The sequence below is a fragment of the Mycobacterium sp. genome (assembly GCF_965229265.1).
Lineage (GTDB): Bacteria > Actinomycetota > Actinomycetes > Mycobacteriales > Mycobacteriaceae > Mycobacterium.
Genome location: NZ_CBDDIY010000010.1, coordinates 2,221,517 through 2,241,689, shown reverse-complemented (window position 1 = coordinate 2,241,689; position 20,173 = coordinate 2,221,517). Strand labels below are relative to the sequence as shown.

Below are 20,173 nucleotides of genomic sequence, written 5' to 3'. Positions count from 1 at the left end.
ATTCAGTATTTTCGGAAAAGGGCCGTTCCCCAAGTGTCCGGAAGTAAAATGGGATGCTCAGGCTTATCGGATAGGAAAGAATCTAAGGCGCGCGAGCATGCCCAATTGGACTCAGGACTACTGTAGTCGTGCACAAATATGAAGCCGCCGGGATTGACTCGATAATAGAAGAATTCAAGAGCCGCTAATGTTGGTTCGTATTTATCGAAATCGCATACGACAAATGCGAATCGTTCGTCTTCCAAGCCTGCGGCAGTCTCGGGAAAGAATCCTTTACGGATGACGACATTTTTCAAATCGCCGATATAATCGCAAACTTCCTGCTCAGAGGTTCCCTGGAATCGAACATCGCCCGCAGTGTTGGAATCTCTACTGTCGAATCCAGCGAAGGTATCGAAGAGGTATAGTTTCCGATCGCTCGCGTGTTGGAGGATGAATTTGCTCAGCTGCCCTCTGAACACTCCGCACTCAGCGATGGCCCCCGAAATTTTGTCTTCCGATATCTGCTCGAGTGAGAGCATCATATTGCCATATCGAACGGGGTCGCCCGACAACACAATCGCTCGCCTGTTCTGCGGGGACATCGAAGGCCGCAAAAACCACTGCTCGGCGATGGGGCGCTTCCACACCCAATTGATTCGATTCCGTGTTAACCCCGCTCGCCGGAGCTTGTCGCGAAGTGACATGTTCCCCCTCTGCTGGGCTCCAACCCATTCAGTGTACTGACAACTCCCGCAGGCAGCACAAGTGACCCATCAGTCTCAGTGTGCCTCGTGGGCCGTCGGCCGTGGGCCGGGCTGAGGGTGCTCAGGCTTGCTGCAGCGCCAAGCCGGTTAGGATGACCGCAAGATGAAGATCGCGATATTCGGCGCACGCGGTGTGCCAGCTGCCTGGGGTGGGTTCGACACATTCGTTACTGAGCTTGCGCCCCGACTTGTGGAAGCAGGTCACGAGGTAACCCTCTACACCATGCCCAAGTACACCGGCGAGGAAGTCGGCACCGATTTCCGCGGTGTACGGATCGTGCGTATACCCACGGTCTACGGCAAGTTCACCGAGACTGTCCTGCATGAGTTCCTCAGCAGCCTCCACGCTGTTTTCCAACCGCGACAGGACGTTTACTACGTGCTGGGCTGTCGGACGGTGTGGGCGTACCTGCCCCAACTGCTGTTGCTGCGGCGTCTTGTCATAAACACCGACGGCCTCGATTGGCAGAGGCGCAAGTGGGGCCGACTCGCGCGCCTCTACCTCAAGGTGAATTACTGGCTCGCGCGACACATCTCGCGGTATTTGGTTTCAGATGCCAAGGAGCTCCAGAAATTCTATATGGAGGAGTACGGCACGCACAGCGCATTCCTAACCAACGGGGGCCATGTGCTCGAGGTTGAAGATCAAGCTCGACACCGGGAGATCCTCAAGGAGTACGGTGTTGAGCCCGGGTCGTACTTCCTGGTGGCCTGTCGCATGGAACCGGAAAACAACATCGACATCATTGTCCGAGAGTATGTGCGGTCATCTGCCAAGGAGCAGTTGTGCATTGCGGGCGGCGCTAACTACGAGAGCGAGTACTTGAAGGAACTAGAAGCAACGAGGGACCCTCGTGTGCGCTTCCTGGGGCCGGTCTATGCGGAAGGACACATTGAGGCTCTCCACCTGGGCGCGAAGGGCTACATCCATGGACATGAGGTAGGGGGCACGAATCCGTCGCTCCTGAAAGCGATGGGATGTGGCAACCTGATCCTCGCCCACGACGTTCGATTCAACCGAGAAGTGCTCGGCGGGAACGGGATTCTGTGGACGAAGGAGCCGGGATCCTTGTCATCGGCTCTCGACCGCGTTGACCACGACGCCGACGCTATGCGCGCAGTGGCTTCCACGGCATGCCGCGAGCGTATTACCGAGTATTACTCTTGGGACAAAGTCGCCAGAGACCATGAGCGCTACTTCCGCTGGATCCTCGGCGAGGTACCGGACTACACCGACTCGTTCTGAAACTCCGGACGAGTGACCTCTGTAAGCGAATTGACGTAATCAGCCAAGGCTTCGTACCAGGGGCGCATGACTGCGATGCCGAGTTCAGCCAGTCGACGGTGCGCCAGGATGGAGTAGGGGGGGCGGCGAACCTTTCTCGTCATCGATGTCGAGCTGGCCTCGTGGATCGGGACATCGGAAAAACCTGCCAGGCGCAGTGTTTCGGTGGCGAATGCGTGCCACGACACTTCGCCCCCACCCGTGACATGAACGATCCCGTAGCCGTCCGTCGCCGCCAGCGCAACGAGTTGGCGGGCGAGGTCGGGAGTATATGTCGGACCCACGACTTCGTCCGTCACAACTGTCAGCTCGCCGCGGTCATGCGCCAACTTCAACATCAGACTCGGGAAGTTGAGCCCGCCCTTGGCGCGGCAGGGCCGAGGACCGTACAGACCGGAGGTGCGGACCACGAAGGACTTGGGACAGACTGCTCGGACGAGGTGCTCTCCGGCGAGTTTGGACGCGCCATAGACATTGAGGGGAGCCGGAAGATCGCTCTCGTCGTACGGCGAACCCTTAGCCCCGTCGAAGACGTAGTCAGTGCTGATATGGATGAGGGTGGCGCCCGAATCATGTGATGCTGCAGCGACATTGCGCGCGCCGATAGCGTTCACAGCGTAAGCGGATTCCTGCTCCTCTTCGCATCGGTCGAGATGGTGGAAGGCTGCTGTATTGATGACCAGGGACGGGTGTGCATCGGACACTGTGGCCGAGGTGGCGGAACTGTCGGTGACGTCTATGTCGCCATGGCCCAGACCGACCACATCCCAGCCGCCCGCGGAGAAGGCATCGACAACATCGGCGCCCAGTTGGCCGGTCGAGCCGACAACGACCACGCGAGCACGTTCCATGGCTTACGAATCCGCTGGGGCGGTGGCTTCTAGGCGCCCCACCTCAAGGCCTTCTGAAGTGAGTGCCCGGAACGTCGCGATGTTGTAGTACTCAGGATTGTCCATGTCCGCAAAAGCGGCTCGGTTCTTGACGAGGTCGGAAACGATCTTGTCGATGTCGTAGGTCGGTTTGAAGCCAAGATGGACTCGCGCTCGCTCCACGGAGACTTTGTAGTTGCGGACATCGTCCTTCTCGAGGATCTCGAGCTCGGGTTCCATGCCAAGTTCTCTGTGCAGGGTGGTGTGGATCTGGTCGGCTAACGCGCCCAAGGTCGTGTTCTCGGAGGCGATGTTGAAGGTCCCGCTAACGGAAGGCGCTGCTTCCACCGCACGCACGTATGCAGCTGCCGCGTCCTGGATCGCCAGGATGGGGCGCCAAATCGACGGGTTATTGACTGTGATGCGGTTACTCTGTAAAGCAGACTTGAACATCGTGTTGATGACGAGGTCCAGTCTCATCCGTGGGCTGAATCCGCAGACTGTGCCTTTGCGCATGATGATGACACTGAACGACTTGTCTTGGAGATGGCGAACCCCGGCCTCGGCCTGAAGCTTGCTGATGCCATATGGGTGTTTCGTGGCGGTTGGCGAGTCCTCATCCCACATCTCTTCTTCGGTGAAGCCGTACACCGAGCAGGAGGAGGCAAAGACGAAGCGACGCACGCCTGCCCGCTTGGCGAGATAGGCAAGGTTGGCGGGTGCCGCGGCGTTGTGGATGTAGTTGAGCGCCGGGTCGAATTCCGCCATCGGATCATTCGAGAGGCCAGCGAGGAAGATGACCACATCGAAGCCAGCAAGGTCTTCTTCGGTGAGCGACATTATGTCCTTGCGGACGAGCGGAACCTCGGGTGGCAGATGATTACCGAACCACGTGAGGTCTGCGACGGTAACGTCATACCCTCTGGCAGCTAAGCGCGGTGCCAGCACGGTCCCGATGTAGCCGGCGCCGCCGGCAATGAATATCCTCATAGAACGCCCCCGATTTCTGTAAGCCTCTAGTTGATGCGGAAAGCCTCTGCCTCAGGCCGCTCTAACCATTCGGACAGCAACTGCGCCTCGGTGTCCTTCCGTGAGAGGATAGGCTCATCCACGGGCCAGTCAACACCGATCGCCGGATCGTTCCAGCGCAACCCCGATTCAGCTTTGGAGTTGTAAGTGCCGGTCGTCAGATACTCGACTTCTGCGACCTCTGACAACGTGCAGAATCCCCGTGCGAACGAGGCAGGGGCCCATAGTTGCAAGTGATTCCGCTCACTGGCGATGATGCTCTCGTATTGGCCTAGAGTGGGCGAGTCAGGACGGATGTCGACCGCGACCAGGAAGGCCTCACCGCGTGGCACCCGCATCAATTTGCCCATCGGTGGATCCCACTGGAAGTGCAGGCCGCGAGTCACACGGTGGGCGCTTCGGCTGTGGTTGAGCTGCACGAATTTGCTCGGGAGGCCGAGTTCAGCGTGCTCCGCGAACAGATCGGAGCGGTACACCTCCATGAAGAAGCCGCGCTCATCTTCGAAAACCTCGTGATCTACAACCAGAACCTCGGGAATGGACATCTGGCGGACGCTGACCTTCATGGGGTCATCCTATTGTGGCCCGACGAGCACTGCGAAGTCAGCTCTCGTTGGCTGGCGTTGGCTGTCGCTGGACATCGCTACCATGCCCTGTTATTAGCGCGTTCGGCACACGCCTAACAGGGATCCAGCGACAGCGTGATGCGTTTCGCCTCTCGCTACGCTGGCGGGCGCAGGTTCTTGTGCGATGCCCAGAACTCCGCGCAGGGCTCGTAGGTAGCCTGCTCTGGCAGTGAACACCACTGCGCGGTCTTCTGGTCTTTCTCCACCTTCGCCTCGGCTAACTTCTCGGCGGGCGCGCGTAGCTCTTCGTGTTCTGACCAGAACTTCCCACAGGGCTCGTAAGTCGCCTGTTCTGGCTGCGCGCACCAGACGGCTGTCTTCCATGCTTTCGCTTCGTTCGCCTGTATTTCTTTCTCCATCGACGCGTGTAGCTCTTCGTGTGACGCCCAGAACTGTCCGCAGGGTGCATAGCTGGCTTGGGCCGGCTGCGCGCACCACTCAGCGGTCTTCTGGGCTTTCTCCGAGGCGGCTTTCGCAGCTTTTGCTTCGGGACTAGCAACGGAAGCCCCGGGTAAGCCAGCTGTAGCAAAAGGAGAGTTGCAGTTCAGATTCATCAATACGACCTGCTTCGACGGCTTTCCGCCGAGCGAACGGTGCGTCTTCTGCCATGAAATGACGGTGCAATCGTCTATTCCCATCACGCTGCCGACGGTCGTTCCGATCACGACTGGTACGCCCCAACCCGCCACCGTCGCCGAGGCCTCCTTGTAGCTTTTTCCGATCAGCGGATCGCTGGCAGCGGCTAGTCCGCTGGTCGCGGCAAGGAGAGCGAGCGCAAGGCCTACGGCCGCGATAACGCGAACGATAGCGCGCATCTGACCCCCTTGTTCGACGCTGGCCACCCGAGACGAGCGCCACGAAGAAGATACTACCCATCGGCATCTGCATCGCCGGGCATTACCACCATCGAGTGGAGCGACGCTCGCGAAAACGATCCCGGCTGAAGGTACCCACGCCCGTATCCGCTGTCGCTGTCGCAATCACGCAGCGTAAGCGGCTTAGCCGCCCGTCGCCGCACACCTCCGCCTATCGAGGGGAGCGGGTAATTTCAAGATGTTCGGCGACAACGCCGGGTCCGATCGGGGCATGCGACGGTCACAGCGGTAACCGTTGCGCGAGGCGGTGAACTCGGTGCGGCTCGTCGCTCGCCTTCACACATCACGGTGGAAACCGTCAACATGCGCTGCCGCACTCGACTTGGGCAGCCAGTGCGTGAGATCCCCGGTGCTTCCTCGCTCAGCGCTCAAGTGCGTCCGGAGGTCCGTGTCCAAGTTGGAACCTGACGATGTCCGGCACTCGGACAGGCTCACCGTCGCAGGGCAAATTGAGCCACGAGGGCCTCGGTCACTGTCTATGAGTCGAAGGCATCTATGATGCGAAGACGATTGACAACACGCGTGGGACCTTCTCGGCGCTCAATTGCCGCAGTCAGCTCTCGACGCACGCCGGGATGCCGACGTAGTCTTGGGACTCACCGAAGTGGCCGCGATTGTCAGTCTCGGCCCAGCAGCGGTGAGAGCCTTAGTCCGGAGGCTGAATGTCGGCGATGGCCCGAGTTCCTCGATGAGTTGCTATGGGCATCCGCAGGATGAAGCGATCGCACATGACCACCGGTGATGAAACGAGTGGATGGCCTATGGCAGATACTGCGCCCGCATTGGAGACGGATCCCGCGATCGTGCATCGCAGTCAGTTGGGCTCGGTATTGATTCTGGTCGCCATCGCGACTCTGTGGTTCTACGGGTGGGCCGGCAATTTCGTGCTGACGCTTCAGCTTGGGCGCTACGATAATCAGGCTCTAAACGCGGCCGTTCTGACAACGCCGCTAGTGAGTGCAATTTTCCAAGCCTTGATGTACGGGACGATTCTTGCACTCATGGCAGCCATTGTCGTATCCCTCAAAGCGGCTAACACCCCACCGCTTCATCTTCTAATAGCGCTGCTCGGCCCCTGGGTGGTCCTTTATCCCTTGTTTTTTGTCGTGCGTGGCATAGAATTTGCGCGGCAAGATACGCTGTTTCCACTTGTTGTCACCGCAATTTACTTTGTACGGCCTGCTATTGGCCAAATCGCCAGACTTATCGCTGCTCTCGCCACCATCTCTGCTTCCGCCTCGGTCGCAATTGGACTATTCGCTAGCTCCGTCGCACTCATGCCCCCATCGTGGGACGAAGGTAAGGCGTTCATTGGTAGCTCAGCATTAGCCGGCATATACGGGCATTCCAACCATCTAGGAACAATGCTGGCCCTTTCCGTGCCATTCATTATCTGTGTCTACAAAGGAGCTAAGCGGAACATCTGTCTAGCAATTATTGTCGCCGCTCTCATCTGGTCGGCGTCTCGGGCATCGCTTGCCTCGGTTGCAGCCTTTTGCGTGCTTGCCTTAATGCTAGGAGAAAATGGTTTGCCGCGCCGCCGCAATAGAAATTCTGCATTCCTGCTCGCGGCGATTTTTGCGGGTATTTCGATTGCTATTTGGCTCCCGCTTGCCACGGCCGACCCCACGGCCTATTCTAATAGGGGGCGAATCTGGCAGGCGTCGGTGGAGTTTTGGTCTCGATCGCCTTGGATGGGCTGGGGGGCGGATGTATTGAGGAAAAGAAGTGAGCTCACGCTTTACATCGATGCAATCCCCAGGTCTTCGCATAACGTATGGCTGACTTTCGCTACAGCGGGCGGACTCCTTGCGCTTATAGCGTTGGTAATTGCTGGCGCCACTGTTACACTTCGGGCTGTAGCTATGTATCGGGCCGGAGAAGCACTGCCACTCTTATTTGTGTTCATGTTGGTCTTGTTGTCGATTGCTGAAGATCCGGTCGGTGTACTGCACGCACAGCCGCAATCGTTCCTGGTTTGGCCAGCCCTCGCCTTCATGTTCTGTATTCCGCGGCGTTCACCTTGTGCGATTGAAGAGCGCGTAGGCGAGGAAACGAATGTAGCGAACGAGATGCTCAGGGGGCGCAAGTAAGGCCGACTGCTTGCACGCTTAGATGGGTTTGGGTGGGGCTGATTATGTCGGTGTGGCTGCGCTAGTTATGAATGTGACCGTGGAACCGGCACCGGGAAGGCCTAACCGGCAATCGTCCACCGGGGGCCTAGGTCAAGGAGAAGCGCGGTGGCCGGATGTACCGGGCATATGCCAGTCCACTACGCGGCTACGCCTGTGGCACGGACGGGAGCGCACTCGTGCGTTGGGCGGCTCCCGATGTCGATGTGGTTCGATGACTTGCGTTGGGTGTGCTGCCTCTGGTGCGCCGAGGGATGGTCGGCGCCCCACCGATTGCTGATATGGCCTGCGGTCCATACGGGGGAGAGTTAGTGCGACCTGGGTCTTCGATGCGACGGAAAGGTCTGATCGTGCACGACGTTGTGATGCTGTCGCGCACGGCGGTACCCACATCTGCAGGTCTACTCCAGTGAGCATGTCGTCATCAGCCTCCGACAAGACGGCTGACGGGGGCGATGGCCTCGCGCGCCATACCGCGATCAACCTGCTCGGGGGAGTATTCACACCCGTGGCGTCCTTCGCGGCCGGACCGATCCTCGCGCATGCCCTGAGCGTCGAGGGCCGCGGTGAGTTAGCGGCGGCGACGATGCCACTCGCGCTCACGGTGACGTTGGCAACCATCGGGTTGCCCGAAGCGGTGACGTACTTTGTGGCCGGAGATCGCCGTAGGACCAGGAAGCTCGCAAAGCGCGGAGCGTTGCTAATCTTGTTGCCTGCAAGCGTCGCGACAGTGCTTCTTATGCTCGTATCATCTTGGGTCAGCGATGGGAATCCCACCGTGCGCCGCTTTATCATTTTCTCGGCGGCTCTCGTGATCCCATCGCTCCTACTATGTATTATCCGGGCAGTCGCAGCCGCACATAATAGATGGACGGCGATCACAGTCGAGCGTCTGATCGGTGCGATTACAAAATTGGTGCCCCTAACCGTCCTGTACCTGATAGGGCAACTCAACCTCCGCACCGCTGTCATCGTAATTTTGGCGGGGTTTCTGACGGGGGCACTTGCCTATATTCCTCTCCTGGCGTCGCGGAAACCTGATCCCCCGCCTGCCGATGTCACCAATATGGAGTTGCTGAGATTCGGCAGTGGAATATGGATCGGTTCGATATCTGGAATCCTCCTCATGCGCATCGATCAAGTACTCTTGTCGCCACTGTCTGGGGCTTTCGAACTCGGTTTGTACGCTGTCGCGGTATCGGTAAGTGAGTTGCCACTTGTAGTTAACACCGCTATACGAGAGACATCATTTACCCACCTTAGTGACCGCGGAGTGCGGCCACGGGAGATCGGCGACCTATCGCGAGTTTCGACGATCATTGTCACGGCCCTATGCTTGCCAGTCGCGGCTCTGTCACCGGTTTTAATACCCATGGTATTCGGCAAGGAATTCTCTGGGGCGCTCCCAGCGGTCTTTACGCTATTGGTCGCGGTCAGTCTCGGGAATCCAGGCTCACTTGCGGGAGTGGGGCTCTCGTCGTCGGGATTTCCGCACCTCCGCAGTTCAGCGCTGGTTGCAGCTTGTTGCGTCAACATTGTTCTGGTGCTTCTGCTTACTCCTTCCCTCGGTGCGACAGGTGCAGCGCTGGCCACGTTGGCGGGCAATCTGACTTCAAGCAACTTAGGCATTATGTGGATGATTGTGAGGTGCGACGCGACTCTAAGTGATTTTTATCGGTTCAAGCACAGCGACTTCGTGAGGGTTGGTCGCGTGTTGTCTAGCGTTTTTCGTAAGCTGAAGGTGTGGGGATAGATCGGCTCGGGAAGAATTCGAGAAATTACTGTAAAGTCGCCTAGGGTGCGAAGCTCGTTGGTCGTGTTTTGACTGCACTAAGCAACGGCCACAGCGATCGCTGAAATGCGCGGCTGCGTAAGTCTGGTCTGTAATGTTATTGGCAAATGACCGTTCACTAAAATCGCACAATCATCTCCGTTGTGTCAACTCGACCAAACGCTAGCTCAAAGCGACGTGTGTCCCCAGGCGCGATTCGATTGAACTTAGTGCTTTCGGATGAACGCACTGCCTGACTTATCGGGCATCAGGACGAGTCGCTCGCCGGTGTCATTGCAGAACTCGTCGACCGCCCGCTTCGAGCCCTCCCAATATCCGCTGGAATAGTCGTGAGCCAGCAGGATTCCGCCACTGGTCAACCGTGGATAGAAAAACTCCAGGCCAGCCTTCATGGGTTCGTAGAGATCGCAGTCCAAACTCACGGCGCAATAGTGGGTATTCTTGGCGTCTTCCTGGAGCGAACTAGGAAACCAGCCGGGGTAGAAGCGGCAACGGTCGGCGTTTTCGCCGATGACACCTTTGACGTGATCGATCGACGTGTCAGAGAAGTCCCGGTCCTTGTTGGAGTCGACCCCCGTAAGATCGCGCCGGTCGAAGCCCTCGAAGGTGTCGAACAAATGGACATATCTGTCGTGCTGGGCCGCGAAGTGGGCAAGCACCGCGGCCGTATTTCCTCTCCAGACCCCAAGTTCGGCGAGATCACCGGTCACACCGTCCTGGTCTAGCACCTGCTTGAGGTTGAGGATCAAAGACCAGAACCTGGCCCAATCCCCTCCGTTGTTTGCCCGATTGCTGTCCACGAAGCGCTTGTGCACTGCCTTGTATTCCGGGTGTGATGCAAACACGGCCTGTGAGTCCGGCTGGTAAGCGATTTGCAGGTTCCCCAGATCCGATAATCCAAGCCGGAATGGTGCCCGGGGGAACTCCCTGGAGAGGGTGTCAGCCAATTGCCGGTTCCTCGCCAGAGCCCGCCTTAGGATTCGCTCCCAGAGCTGGCCGCTCGGGCCGGACGCCGCAGAATCGTTTGACATCAAGCCCCCCATGGTAGTCATCGTAAGTGATGAAGCACGACTTGGCCCTAGGGAACCGTGACTGAAGGTTGGCGCTTTGTGTCGGGTGTTTTCCAGGGCGAATCCGTCCGGCCGTGGCAGCGCGTGAATTGAACCAGGAGCATGTCGCGGCACGGTCGGTTCAGAAAATTGTCAGATCCGTTCCTCCCAGAGCGGCCGAGTATTCGCCGTCATGGCAATCGGCCGCATAGTGCTGTCTGTTGTCAGCGGCTAGTCAGCTTGCCGTCGCTTCATGTACAGCCAGTCGCCAGTTCGAGCGCTGGGATCAGGTGTAGCGGCGGCCGCCCTGCAGATAGCCTTGGACGTAGTCTGTGACGCCCTCCTCGAGCCCCGTCATGGGGCGATCGAAGCCAGCGCTGCGGAGTTTTTGCAGCGGCGCCTCAGTGAAGTATTGGTAGCGCTCGCGCAGATGTTCAGGCATGTCGACGTATTCGATCTCTGGCTCGATACCGAGGGCAGCAAACGTTGAAAGGGCCAGGTCGAGGAACGACCTCGCCTTGCCGCTCCCGACATTGAACAGCCCATTTACATCGGGGTTGGCGCGCAGCCAGTCGATCACCGCAATCACGTCTTTGACGTAGACAAAGTCGCGCAGTTGTTCGCCGTCGCGAAAACCAGCTCTGTGTGAACGGAAAAGCCGAACAGTCTCTCGACGCTCGATCACCGGCACCATCTTGGCGACGAGGCTCATCATATCGCCCTTGTGATACTCATTGGGCCCGTAGACATTGAAGAACTTGAGCCCGGCCCATTGCGGGGGCGCTGGTTGTCCTTCTGCGAGCCAGCGCGCGGCACGCATATCAAAGGCGTGCTTGCTGAGACCGTAGGCGTTGAGTGGACGCAATGTGGTGAGGAAGGCATGTTCCTGTCGATCCTCGAATCCGCCGCTGCCGTCGCCGTAAGTCGACGCGGACGATGCGTAGATGAGCCGTACGCCATGCGCCGCGCACCATCGCCAGAGCCTGTCGGTGAATTCGAGGTTGTAGTGCAAGACTCGGTCGACGTCGGGATCGGTGGTCGAGGAGTTCGCGCCCATGTGGATGATGATCTCGACGTCGCCGGTACGGCCTTCGAGGAACGCGAAGAATGAATCTGGCGAGACGACATCCTTGACGTGATGCAGCGCGATATTCGGCTGCTTGGCGTCGTCGATCCAGTCGCAGACCGCGACGTCGTGAACGTCGTCAAGACCGAGGGCGGCGACGACGTTCGAGCCAATGAACCCGGCACCGCCGGTGACCACGATCATGAGTCCGCCTTCCCCGCTCGCCCAAGAATTCTCTCGATCGTGCGCGTTGTGGAACGGTCACCAACAAGGTTCGCAATCACCACTTGTCCGCCACGCCGCTCCACGAAATCACCCCCCACGATGTCCTCGCGTCGATAGTCGGCGCCCTTGACTAGAAGATCGGGTTTCAACGTCTCGATAGCGCGAAGTGGGGTGTCCTCGGAGAAAACAACAACGCCATCGACCATTTCGAGTGCGGCGAGCAATAAGGCCCGGTCGTGCTGAGTGTTGACGGGCCGCTCTGGCCCCTTCAGGCGCCGGACCGAGTCATCGGAGTTGACGGCGACCACCAGAAAGTCACACGCGGCACGTGCCTGTGCCAGCAGCGACAGATGGCCCACATGGAGGATGTCAAAGACGCCATTCGTGAAGCCGACGCGGCGCTTGGTCCGCTGCTGCTGGAGCACGCGCGCCAGCATGTCCTCGAGCGAAGCGACCTTGTCGGCGTAGTTCACTCCGTCGTCTTCGCGAAGCCGGGCCTTGAGCTCGTCGGCGGAGGTGACCGATGTTCCGAGCTTGCTGACAACGATGGCGGCCGCCTCGTTGGCGGTGTAGGCGGCCTCTGCAAGTGACGCTCCGGCTGCCAGCATCAGCGCGACGGTCGCCGTCACAGTGTCGCCTGCCCCGGATACGTCGAACACCTGTTGTGCCCGGGCCGGAAAACTGTGCAACACGCCTTTGTCGTCGAGCGCGACGATGCCTTTGTCGGAGCGAGTCGTGATCACGTTCTCGAAGTCGCCGAGACGCCGAGCCTCGCGCGTTGCCGCGCTGACGTCGGCGTCTGTAGCCGTCGGCATACGCGTAGCGGCAGCGATCTCGCCGGCGTTTCCGATGATGAGGTGGCCATGCCGGTAGCGCGTGAAGTCTGCACTCTTGGGTTCGACGATCGCGCGGAGGCCCTTGGCTCGGGTGAAATCAATAAGCTCTGTCAACACGCGCCGCGTCAATACGCCCTTGGCGTAGTCGGCAAGAATGACGAGGCTGTCATTGCGAACCTGCGACCTGACAGCGGCGATGACCTGGTCTTCGACTGTGCGGTCGATCGGCTGGGCCTCTTCGCGATCGACTCGCACCAGTTGTTGGCCGGCAGCGAGGTAGCGGATCTTGGTCGTCGTCGGTCGGCCCGGAATGCGCACGAGCGCGCAGGTAACGCCGCGTTGCCCGGTAAGTAGCGCCTCCACCTCACGCCCAACGACGTCGTCGCCGACGACACCGACGCACGCGACATCTGCGTCAAAGGCCGACACGTTGCGGACTACATTGCCGGCGCCACCGAGAGCCGTCATTTCGCTGCTGAAGCGAAGCACCGGGACCGGTGCTTCGGGCGAAATCCGTTGTGCGTCACCGTAGACGAAGCTGTCCAGCATCACGTCGCCTACCACCACGATGTGCTGATCTGGAAACCGGTCGATGAAGCGGGTGAGATGTCCGGCATCAAAATCCAAGAAACCCTGGCTGTCGGTCATTCCGCCGTGTCCGAGTGGACCGCTCTTGCCCGTCGCATGGGAACTACCAGCGCTCACGGGCGTACTCTAGACAAGTCCGAGCCGTTGCTCGAGCGCACCGCACAAGAGCTGTCCGAGAGTAATATGCATCTCCTGGATGCGCGCGGTATCAGTTGACGGCACCACAAGGAGAACATCCGTCTCATGTGACATCTCGCCGCTAGTGCCTCCCGTGAATCCCGCCGCCACGAGTCCGCGCTCGCGCGCGGTCCTCAGCGCCCGCAGAACGTTGGGACTTTTCCCGGACGTTGAGATGCCGAGCGCGAGGTCCCCGGGCCGACCGATGGCCTCGATCTGACGGGAAAAAATTGCGTCGAAGCCTATGTCATTGCCGGCGGCGGTTAACGTGCTGGTATCCGTTGTCAGCGCGAGGGCAGCAATGGCAGGGCGATCGGCGTGAAACCTGACGGTTAGCTCCGTGGCAAGGTGCTGGGCATCGCCCGCACTGCCCCCATTGCCGAAGAACAGAATCTTGCCACCACCGCGAATCGTGGTCTCCCACGCCCCTAGCATCTCGGCGAAGGGATCTGCGAGTCTGGTTCGCACCTCCTCGGCTACCGCAAGATGTGCTCGCATGCCTTCCTGGAAGTACTCGAGCAGAACCGCGTCTCCAGCCGTCGTTGGAACGGCATTTGCCTCCGCAAGTCGATCAGCATCTGCCATCGGAACCCCCTTCTCCACGCCCTAGTGGATAACGTGCTCACGGTAACCTGTTGCTGCTGCTCACCACTGGGATCTTGGCGCGCAGGCGATATGTCCTTAAGCTGAATTCGTCGTCCGTCCAAGACTGCGGCGCATACCACTTCAGCCTGGCTCGAACCGGGATCGCGCGAAGAATTGTTGCAGCGCCCTCTGCCCGCTGACCCTAATCTGGCGGCCATGACACGAGGTATTGCCGCGGGCACGATGTCGAGCCTATCCGACCGATCGCTGTCCGGCCTGTCCAGACTCGGCTACGCCATCGGAGTTGGTGAACCGCGCCAAAGGCAGAGTGGGTCGCCTTGCTCTAGTGCCCGAAGGTGACGGTCATAAGCGCAATCGAGCGATCTTCTCGCTACTCTCTTGGGGGCAGTTCGTCAAGAAACGTAGTCAACTCGGCTTCAATGTACTTCGCAGTGGGATCAATACCCATTTCCGTTAGAACCCTGACTGGGGTGGCGAATGGATTCCAGCTTCTAACGTAGCGATATGCAACACCCCCAAACCCGGCAGTATAGCCGCTCGACGTCCAGATCAATTGGGGCGTTCGACACAATGTTGCTAAATGCATTACCCCAGATGAGGGGCCGACACATAATCTGGAGCTTGCCAATACGGAACACAGGTACTCGGTTTCGATTCCTCGTAGGTCAGTTACATTTTCCGGACAGTAAGAAAGTTCGGGAATTCCTACAGCGGCAAGTCTAAGACCATCAAGACTCTGGCAAACTTCATCCCACCGGTCTTTAGGCCAGTTCCTCAGGTGCTTTTCCGTGTTGCCCGTCAACACGGGAATATCTCTCGCATGTATCACCACGTCATAGGCATTAGCTTGGCGGTACACGCCAAAGGGAATGAACGCCTGATCGAAATTACTCCGCAACTCAAGGCACCGATTGTCGGCGACTAACAGATCACTGTGGGGAAACTGTAGTGCCCACTCATTGTAGTTAAAACCGTGCAACTCGTACGCGTCTGTGTCCCACGAGGCGCAATCGACCGCGTTGAACTCCGATGCGAAATCTTGGTAAAAATAGTGGGATGAAGTTCTGCCGAATACAACCGTTTCGGTATAAAACTTCGCAAGCTGCCTCACATATCCCTGCCACTGCATTAGTTCCCAACCAAACTCACCGAGAAATGGTCCGGCGACGAGACGATCGCTGCCGGCTAGTCGGTTCAGGTCGAGGGGGGAGTCTTGAGACGGGGTCGGTATCTTTGTAACATCGTATCCGGCAAGCTGGATAGCCTTCTTTACCGCTCGCTTTATTGGCTGCGTCATAGTTCTGATTCCGTGTTGAGAGTCTCCGCAAACTTTGATGCGCGTTGTCGGGTACTGTACCTTATTATGGGTATCGCTGCGCTACTTGGGTACCCGTTCCGGCTTCGCGAAAGTCTAGCGCTTCAAAGATAGCAATGCCCAAACTATACGCCGACTGAAATTCATCGCTAGCTCAGCCCGCACCTCCTGTTATGCTTGACCGGCGGACTTCCAAGGGGCATTCCGCTCTGCTATTGCCGGCGATTAGTGTGGCCTATATCGAGCTCGCCATTCTCAACGAGCACTCCATTAACGCAAAGTGGAGCGCAACTCCTAGCATGCCCAGAACCCGCGGCCCCGGGGCAATCCACATGGGCTCTTCAACTTCCGTTGGTGTATGCTAAGTCGTTCGCGCTTTGCTGTATTTCGACGATAGTCAATTCTCTTGACGGAAATGCGGCTCTGGGCATCGCATTTCCGGCGTTGGTAGAGTCAATGATCCCAGTTTATGGCGGCAGTGTTTTCGACTATGCTTCTAATCTTCTCCACTGTTCGGTCTCCGTCTCCGAACCCCCGTCGAGACTGCTGACGGTCGGCCGCAGATCGTCCCAGTTCCTGAAATTTGCTGTCATCGGTGCCCAGGGAGACAAGCGCAGAAGTAAGCGCTTCGACCGATGGCTCGACCGCGATGCCGCCACCTGCCTCGAGGATCTCCGCTGTGCCGCCTGCGCGATAACCCAGAACAGGTGTACCAACAGACAACGACTCGGCAGTTACTCGCCCGTATGCCTCGTTTCGCGAGCAAACCAAACTGATGTCGGCCGAGGCAAAGACGCTCAAAGGATTCATGGTCACACCACGGTGGCGGATAAAATCGGCAGAGCCCAGGGATTCAATAAGGGAGTTCAATCTTTCGAGCTCCTGGGGGTCTGCATTCCCGTATAAATCAAACGTGAGCGGCACTCCTTCGTTTCGCGCGGCGCTCACGGCGCGGACGGCGTCTTGCTGGCCCTTCTCGTCCGACAAGCTCCCGAGCATGACCACCCGTCTCAATTGCTCGCTGCGATGCGCCCTATCAGTTCCGGTATCTCGCGGATCGCCAATGTCGGGCGGCTCGATGAGTGACGATCCTCCGTATTGATCTGCAGCGAATCTCGATCTTGCGACTGTCACGGTTGCCATAGATTTGACGAATTTGATGATCCACGACTTGGGTAACGTCGATTTTATCTCCGGGTTGTGCCGAATGCTCTCACTGAGAAACACCACTAATGGCGCTCTCGCCAACTTGGTGGCCAACATAGGAGTGGGAATTACGGTTGACATCACGTAAACCGCCGTGGGACGTGCTCGCGCGATCGCTGGCCACCATTGGACCGTCTGAACAAGCGCCTGGACAGTTTTTAGCAGGCCCCGCAAGCCGGCGTGATCCCAGCCCATCCACCACTGAGCCTTGAGGTACTTCACTTCGATGCCTTCGATGCCCTCGAGCAATTCTAGAATCGGTCCAGTCCATGGAAGGAAAACCGTCACACGTGCATGCTGCCTCCTGGCAGCCCGGATGAGTGCGACTGACGACCGCTCGACACCGACCACGCCGGCAGAATGAAAAACGAAGACAATATGCTCGGCGCCCTCTTTGATTGGGATCCGCTGTTGGATTTTCACATCACGCATCTGAGCCCTATATCGGTCGCTCCGCTCGAGCGGAATTTGTGAGTGGTCTAGCTTCTGGTATCGGTGTTCGAGACTGCACGCCCAGCCGCTGGCTTCACTCGGGCGTCATCGAGTAGTTCCACATCTCCCTCTAGATTCGATCAATTTACCCTCTTCGCTCGTGGAGGATGCGGGACGTCTTGAGCGTACGTCGATCCGCTGTGCCATCGGTGGAGAGACGCCGGTAGGCATTTCGATGGGCTATAGGGGAGGAGCTTTCGTCTCGAGAACCATCCGGAGGCCCACCTCCTCGCCGGGGCTACGTACTCAGCGTCGCCCAGCTGCCGCAACTCCCGCATGGTGAGAGCGGGGCTCGGCACCGGCCGCATGGACAATTCCAGCAATTGTGTGCCGCTATGCGTCCGCCATTCCCCGATCCAATCGGGGTCAGATACATCCAAGGTGACGCGGGTCACGCTGGCATACCGGCGGATAACGCCTGGAAGCAGATGTCAACACCGTGCAGTGTCCACCACCTGCTTTAGGCTGGTGTTTGTGCCTGTGCCGGAGATTAATCGTCGCAACATGCTGCTGATGACAGGAATTGGGACGCTGGCAGCCGCAATGGGCATGCCGGACGCGAGAGCGGACGGGGCGCGAACCTACTCATTGAGTGATCGGTTGCCCCCGACGGTCCGGTTGCGCGGATCGAACATCGTTTGCAACGCCAATCCCCTCGGCCGGCCGTGGAACACCTACGGTGACACTATATGGGCCGCCATGTGGACCGCATGGGACTGGGAGAATTGGATCAAACCGCAGATCGATGACGCCGCCGTCGTTGGTAACGCGGTTCGGCTATGGGGGAGCACTCAGACCTTCCTGTCGGGCAGCATCACGGAGGACACGTACTTCGCCCAGTGGCGCCAGATGTTGGATTACTGTGCGGGCAAGAACCTTTACATCCTTCCCGCCGGCAGCGACATACAAGATAATTTTGAGCACCCCCTAACCAGCGAAAAGGCAGTATCCCATTACGCCGTTTGGGCTGACATGCTCTCCGACTATCCCGGCGTGATCGGCCTGGACCTAATGAACGAAGCGTGGTCGCTGCCGATCAAGGATCACGTCGACTACGACTGGTTGCTCACGACCCTGCGCGGATGTGCCGACTCGGCGCATTCCTCCGGGTTACCTGTAACAGTGAGCTTCCCGCTCTTCGATGCCAGCGCGTGGTCGTGGAGTCCCACGGGCCCCAACCCTGCCGGTGGCATGTTCGCCAAATGCCCTGTCGACCCATTCTTCGAGTTGAGCGATTACCTCGATATTCACCTTTACGCCGCTGGTACCCCTGACGACCTGGCGTCGACCTACGAAAATTCCTGGGCCGCAGGTAAACCCATGGTCTTCGGGGAGTTCGGCATCGGGGCCGACAAGCCAGCTACCGAGCGATCCGACTTCTACGATATGGTCGAGAAGCTCGTGTCGGCGCATGATGACCATGCGGGGGCGATCGCTTGGTCGTGCTATGACGTCAACACCACGAGCAACGTATGCGGGTTGTATTCCGCACCTGGTGTGTTGCGTGATGACATTGCCGAGCCGTTCGCCACTTTCCCGATGTTCAGATAGCTCGTCCCGAGCCGGTTTGCTAACTTCCCAAGACCGGTGTCCGTCAAAACTCGGCAGTCGACGTTGGTTCACATGATGCGGCAGCGCATTGCAATCGCACGCAGTCCGGTACAGCGTTCCAGGCAGATCTACCGTCGATCTTCAGGCGACGCACGCAGGGACGGATCCGCGTCGGCAGACGCTACGGGGTTACCGTCCGGTCGATTCTCCGTCGGCTGCTTCGCTGAACCTTCCGCTGCGTAATAGCTGTAGCTATAGCCATACGAGTTCGTGCCGCGCGTGGGCGTTAACGTGAAGACGGCGCCGAGAAGTGGAGCGCCGACATCCCTGAGGCTCCTGACGGCGTGTGCCAGCTGGTCACGTCTGGTGTCGCCGAATCTGGCCATGATCATCACACCGTCCGCAGTCGCGGCCAGGACTGCCGCGTCGGTAACCGCAAGCAGAGGTGAGGAATCCACAATCACGTAATCGAACTGTGAGCGTAGTTCTCCTAGTAACTTCTGGGCCGCCAACGACCCCAGTAGCTCACTTGGGTTTGGAGGAATGGGACCCGAAGTTAGGACGCTCAGGCGGTCGAAACGTGTCTTCTGCAAGGCGTCGTTGATGGAGATCCCGCCGCTTAACACTGTGCTGAGTCCGACGGAGCCGACCACATCAAGGTATTTGTCGAGCATAGGCCGCCGCATATCACCATCGACAAGCACCACATTGTGCTGAGCCTCTGCCAATGCCAGCGCGATATTGATCGCAGTCGTCGATTTGCCTTCACCAGGCATCGGACTTGCGACGACAATTAGCCGGGGCGGGTTATCAACGGCCAGAAACTGAAGATTGGTCCGAAGTTTCCGAAATGCTTCGGCGATCCCGGAGTTATCGCTTTCAAACCGGATCGCAGGTTCCCTACGACGAACCTTGTCAAGCGGGATGCTGCCGACGAGGCCAACCTCCGTGACTTGTTCGAGTGTCTCTTGGCTGTTGACAGTGTTGTCCAGAATGTTGCGAAGAACTGCTAGTCCCATTCCCAGTAAGAGTCCCAAAGCTAGGCCGATGCCGATGTTACGCGCTGTCCTCGGGACCACTGGATGGTCGGGAACCGACGCACGTTGTTCCACGACAACGCGAGCATCGGCTTTTCCACCCTGGTTTGGGGTTTCCAACTCGCGAACCATGACCACAAATTCATCGGATAACGTATTCGCGATGTCGCGAGCACGAACAGGGGAGGTGTCAAGAACATCAACGTCGATGAGAACCGTATCTAGCTTTGCGCTAGCCCTAACCTTGCCCGCGAGCTCTTTGGCTGATATATCGAGCCCCAGCTTGTCGACAGTTCGCTGAGCTAACGTCTCTCCAGTGAGTAGTTCGGTGTACGACTTGACCCGCTCCTGGTAAAAGCGGTTCCCCTGGTAGATGTCAGATAGCGAAGAACCCGCCGAGGTGGAAACGAAGAGCCTTGTCGACGCTTTGTATAACGGAGTGGTCAACAAAGTCGTCACGATGGCGGCTAGTACCGTGACCAACATGGTCACCAACACGGTCACCCACCGAGTTCGCAGTACCTTGAGGTAGTCCTGCAGGTTCAAAGCCGCTCCTTTACTTGGCTGCTCAGCGGTCGCACATTTAAACAGCTAAACGATGCCGGCGAGCGGTGAAGAACTCGACAGGCATGCCTATTCATGTGGTGATCCACCGGTTGTGCAGCAGACTC

The 20,173-nt window shown here is 58.5% G+C and carries 16 protein-coding genes; 4 read left to right on the top strand and 12 right to left on the bottom strand.

What is annotated here, in order from left to right; genetic code table 11:
• Positions 1 to 2 precede the first annotated feature (2 nt).
• On the bottom strand, positions 3 to 629 hold the full coding sequence (locus tag ADBZ9K_RS12355; protein ID WP_526620628.1) for a TylF/MycF/NovP-related O-methyltransferase: 627 nt from the start codon (positions 627 to 629) through the stop codon (positions 3 to 5).
• A gap of 220 nt (positions 630 to 849) precedes the next feature.
• Here ADBZ9K_RS12355 and ADBZ9K_RS12350 point away from each other — a divergent pair, with 220 nt between their 5' ends.
• Complete coding sequence (locus ADBZ9K_RS12350; RefSeq protein ID WP_526620626.1) at positions 850 to 1,992, top strand: DUF1972 domain-containing protein; 1,143 nt, start codon at positions 850 to 852, stop codon at positions 1,990 to 1,992.
• On the opposite strand, the gene rfbD is transcribed toward ADBZ9K_RS12350, so the two are convergent.
• The 4 genes from rfbD to ADBZ9K_RS12330 all read right to left on the bottom strand — a co-directional run bounded on the left by rfbD (position 1,974) and on the right by ADBZ9K_RS12330 (position 5,370).
• Positions 1,974 to 2,867 (bottom strand): dTDP-4-dehydrorhamnose reductase, encoded by an 894-nt coding sequence (gene rfbD, locus ADBZ9K_RS12345; RefSeq protein ID WP_526620625.1) that lies wholly within the window; start codon positions 2,865 to 2,867, stop codon positions 1,974 to 1,976. The genes ADBZ9K_RS12350 and rfbD overlap by 19 nt on opposite strands.
• A gap of 18 nt (positions 2,868 to 2,885) precedes the next feature.
• Positions 2,886 to 3,890, bottom strand: coding sequence for an NAD-dependent epimerase/dehydratase family protein (locus tag ADBZ9K_RS12340; protein ID WP_526620623.1), 1,005 nt, complete (start codon positions 3,888 to 3,890; stop codon positions 2,886 to 2,888).
• Between the two features lie 26 nt (positions 3,891 to 3,916).
• A complete protein-coding gene (rfbC, locus tag ADBZ9K_RS12335) occupies positions 3,917 to 4,495 on the bottom strand; it encodes a dTDP-4-dehydrorhamnose 3,5-epimerase (protein WP_526620621.1) in 579 nt (192 codons plus the stop codon).
• A 155-nt stretch (positions 4,496 to 4,650) separates the two neighbouring features.
• A complete protein-coding gene (locus ADBZ9K_RS12330; RefSeq protein WP_526620619.1) occupies positions 4,651 to 5,370 on the bottom strand; it encodes a hypothetical protein in 720 nt (239 codons plus the stop codon).
• A 788-nt stretch (positions 5,371 to 6,158) separates the two neighbouring features.
• On the opposite strand from ADBZ9K_RS12330, the gene ADBZ9K_RS12325 reads away from it, so the two are divergent.
• Both ADBZ9K_RS12325 and ADBZ9K_RS12320 read left to right on the top strand, forming a co-directional pair.
• Positions 6,159 to 7,523: an O-antigen ligase family protein gene (locus ADBZ9K_RS12325; RefSeq protein ID WP_526620617.1), complete on the top strand. Its 1,365-nt coding sequence runs from the start codon at positions 6,159 to 6,161 to the stop codon at positions 7,521 to 7,523.
• A gap of 454 nt (positions 7,524 to 7,977) precedes the next feature.
• On the top strand, positions 7,978 to 9,315 hold the full coding sequence (locus ADBZ9K_RS12320; protein WP_526620615.1) for a lipopolysaccharide biosynthesis protein: 1,338 nt from the start codon (positions 7,978 to 7,980) through the stop codon (positions 9,313 to 9,315).
• Between the two features lie 245 nt (positions 9,316 to 9,560).
• On the opposite strand, the gene ADBZ9K_RS12315 is transcribed toward ADBZ9K_RS12320, so the two are convergent.
• From ADBZ9K_RS12315 to ADBZ9K_RS12290, 6 genes are all read right to left on the bottom strand, one after another.
• On the bottom strand, positions 9,561 to 10,301 hold the full coding sequence (locus tag ADBZ9K_RS12315; protein ID WP_526620613.1) for a TylF/MycF/NovP-related O-methyltransferase: 741 nt from the start codon (positions 10,299 to 10,301) through the stop codon (positions 9,561 to 9,563).
• A gap of 388 nt (positions 10,302 to 10,689) precedes the next feature.
• Positions 10,690 to 11,673 (bottom strand): ADP-glyceromanno-heptose 6-epimerase, encoded by a 984-nt coding sequence (gene rfaD / locus ADBZ9K_RS12310; RefSeq protein ID WP_526620611.1) that lies wholly within the window; start codon positions 11,671 to 11,673, stop codon positions 10,690 to 10,692.
• Positions 11,670 to 13,235 carry a D-glycero-beta-D-manno-heptose 1-phosphate adenylyltransferase gene (gene rfaE2 / locus ADBZ9K_RS12305; RefSeq protein ID WP_526620609.1) on the bottom strand — a complete coding sequence of 522 codons (1,566 nt, stop codon included), beginning with the start codon at positions 13,233 to 13,235 and terminating at the stop codon, positions 11,670 to 11,672. Before rfaE2 ends, rfaD begins: the two co-directional genes overlap by 4 nt.
• A 9-nt stretch (positions 13,236 to 13,244) precedes the next feature.
• On the bottom strand, positions 13,245 to 13,880 hold the full coding sequence (locus ADBZ9K_RS12300; RefSeq protein WP_526620607.1) for a D-sedoheptulose-7-phosphate isomerase: 636 nt from the start codon (positions 13,878 to 13,880) through the stop codon (positions 13,245 to 13,247).
• 391 nt (positions 13,881 to 14,271) lie between these two features.
• Positions 14,272 to 15,198 carry a glycosyltransferase family 9 protein gene (locus ADBZ9K_RS12295; RefSeq protein WP_526620605.1) on the bottom strand — a complete coding sequence of 309 codons (927 nt, stop codon included), beginning with the start codon at positions 15,196 to 15,198 and terminating at the stop codon, positions 14,272 to 14,274.
• A gap of 471 nt (positions 15,199 to 15,669) precedes the next feature.
• The gene (locus ADBZ9K_RS12290) at positions 15,670 to 16,854 is read right to left on the bottom strand and encodes a glycosyltransferase family 4 protein (RefSeq protein WP_526620603.1); all 1,185 of its coding nucleotides are present in this window, start codon (positions 16,852 to 16,854) and stop codon (positions 15,670 to 15,672) included.
• 534 nt (positions 16,855 to 17,388) lie between these two features.
• Here ADBZ9K_RS12290 and ADBZ9K_RS12285 point away from each other — a divergent pair.
• On the top strand, positions 17,389 to 18,465 hold the full coding sequence (locus ADBZ9K_RS12285; protein ID WP_526620602.1) for a glycoside hydrolase 5 family protein: 1,077 nt from the start codon (positions 17,389 to 17,391) through the stop codon (positions 18,463 to 18,465).
• Between the two features lie 128 nt (positions 18,466 to 18,593).
• On the opposite strand, the gene ADBZ9K_RS12280 is transcribed toward ADBZ9K_RS12285, so the two are convergent.
• Positions 18,594 to 20,048, bottom strand: coding sequence for a tyrosine-protein kinase domain-containing protein (locus ADBZ9K_RS12280; RefSeq protein WP_526620600.1), 1,455 nt, complete (start codon positions 20,046 to 20,048; stop codon positions 18,594 to 18,596).
• Positions 20,049 to 20,173 lie beyond the last annotated feature (125 nt).

What these genes read in the sequence shown, in the direction of transcription:
- ADBZ9K_RS12350 (WP_526620626.1), top strand. Translation starts at nt 850, where the DNA reads ATGAAGATCGCGATATTCGGCGCACGCGGTGTGCCAGCTGCCTGGGGT.
- ADBZ9K_RS12340 (WP_526620623.1), bottom strand. Translation starts at nt 3,890, where the DNA reads ATGAGGATATTCATTGCCGGCGGCGCCGGCTACATCGGGACCGTGCTG.
- rfbC (WP_526620621.1), bottom strand. Translation starts at nt 4,495, where the DNA reads ATGAAGGTCAGCGTCCGCCAGATGTCCATTCCCGAGGTTCTGGTTGTA.
- ADBZ9K_RS12330 (WP_526620619.1), bottom strand. Translation starts at nt 5,370, where the DNA reads ATGCGCGCTATCGTTCGCGTTATCGCGGCCGTAGGCCTTGCGCTCGCT.
- ADBZ9K_RS12325 (WP_526620617.1), top strand. Translation starts at nt 6,159, where the DNA reads ATGACCACCGGTGATGAAACGAGTGGATGGCCTATGGCAGATACTGCG.
- ADBZ9K_RS12320 (WP_526620615.1), top strand. Translation starts at nt 7,978, where the DNA reads ATGTCGTCATCAGCCTCCGACAAGACGGCTGACGGGGGCGATGGCCTC.
- rfaD (WP_526620611.1), bottom strand. Translation starts at nt 11,673, where the DNA reads ATGATCGTGGTCACCGGCGGTGCCGGGTTCATTGGCTCGAACGTCGTC.
- ADBZ9K_RS12300 (WP_526620607.1), bottom strand. Translation starts at nt 13,880, where the DNA reads ATGGCAGATGCTGATCGACTTGCGGAGGCAAATGCCGTTCCAACGACG.
- ADBZ9K_RS12295 (WP_526620605.1), bottom strand. Translation starts at nt 15,198, where the DNA reads ATGACGCAGCCAATAAAGCGAGCGGTAAAGAAGGCTATCCAGCTTGCC.
- ADBZ9K_RS12290 (WP_526620603.1), bottom strand. Translation starts at nt 16,854, where the DNA reads ATGCGTGATGTGAAAATCCAACAGCGGATCCCAATCAAAGAGGGCGCC.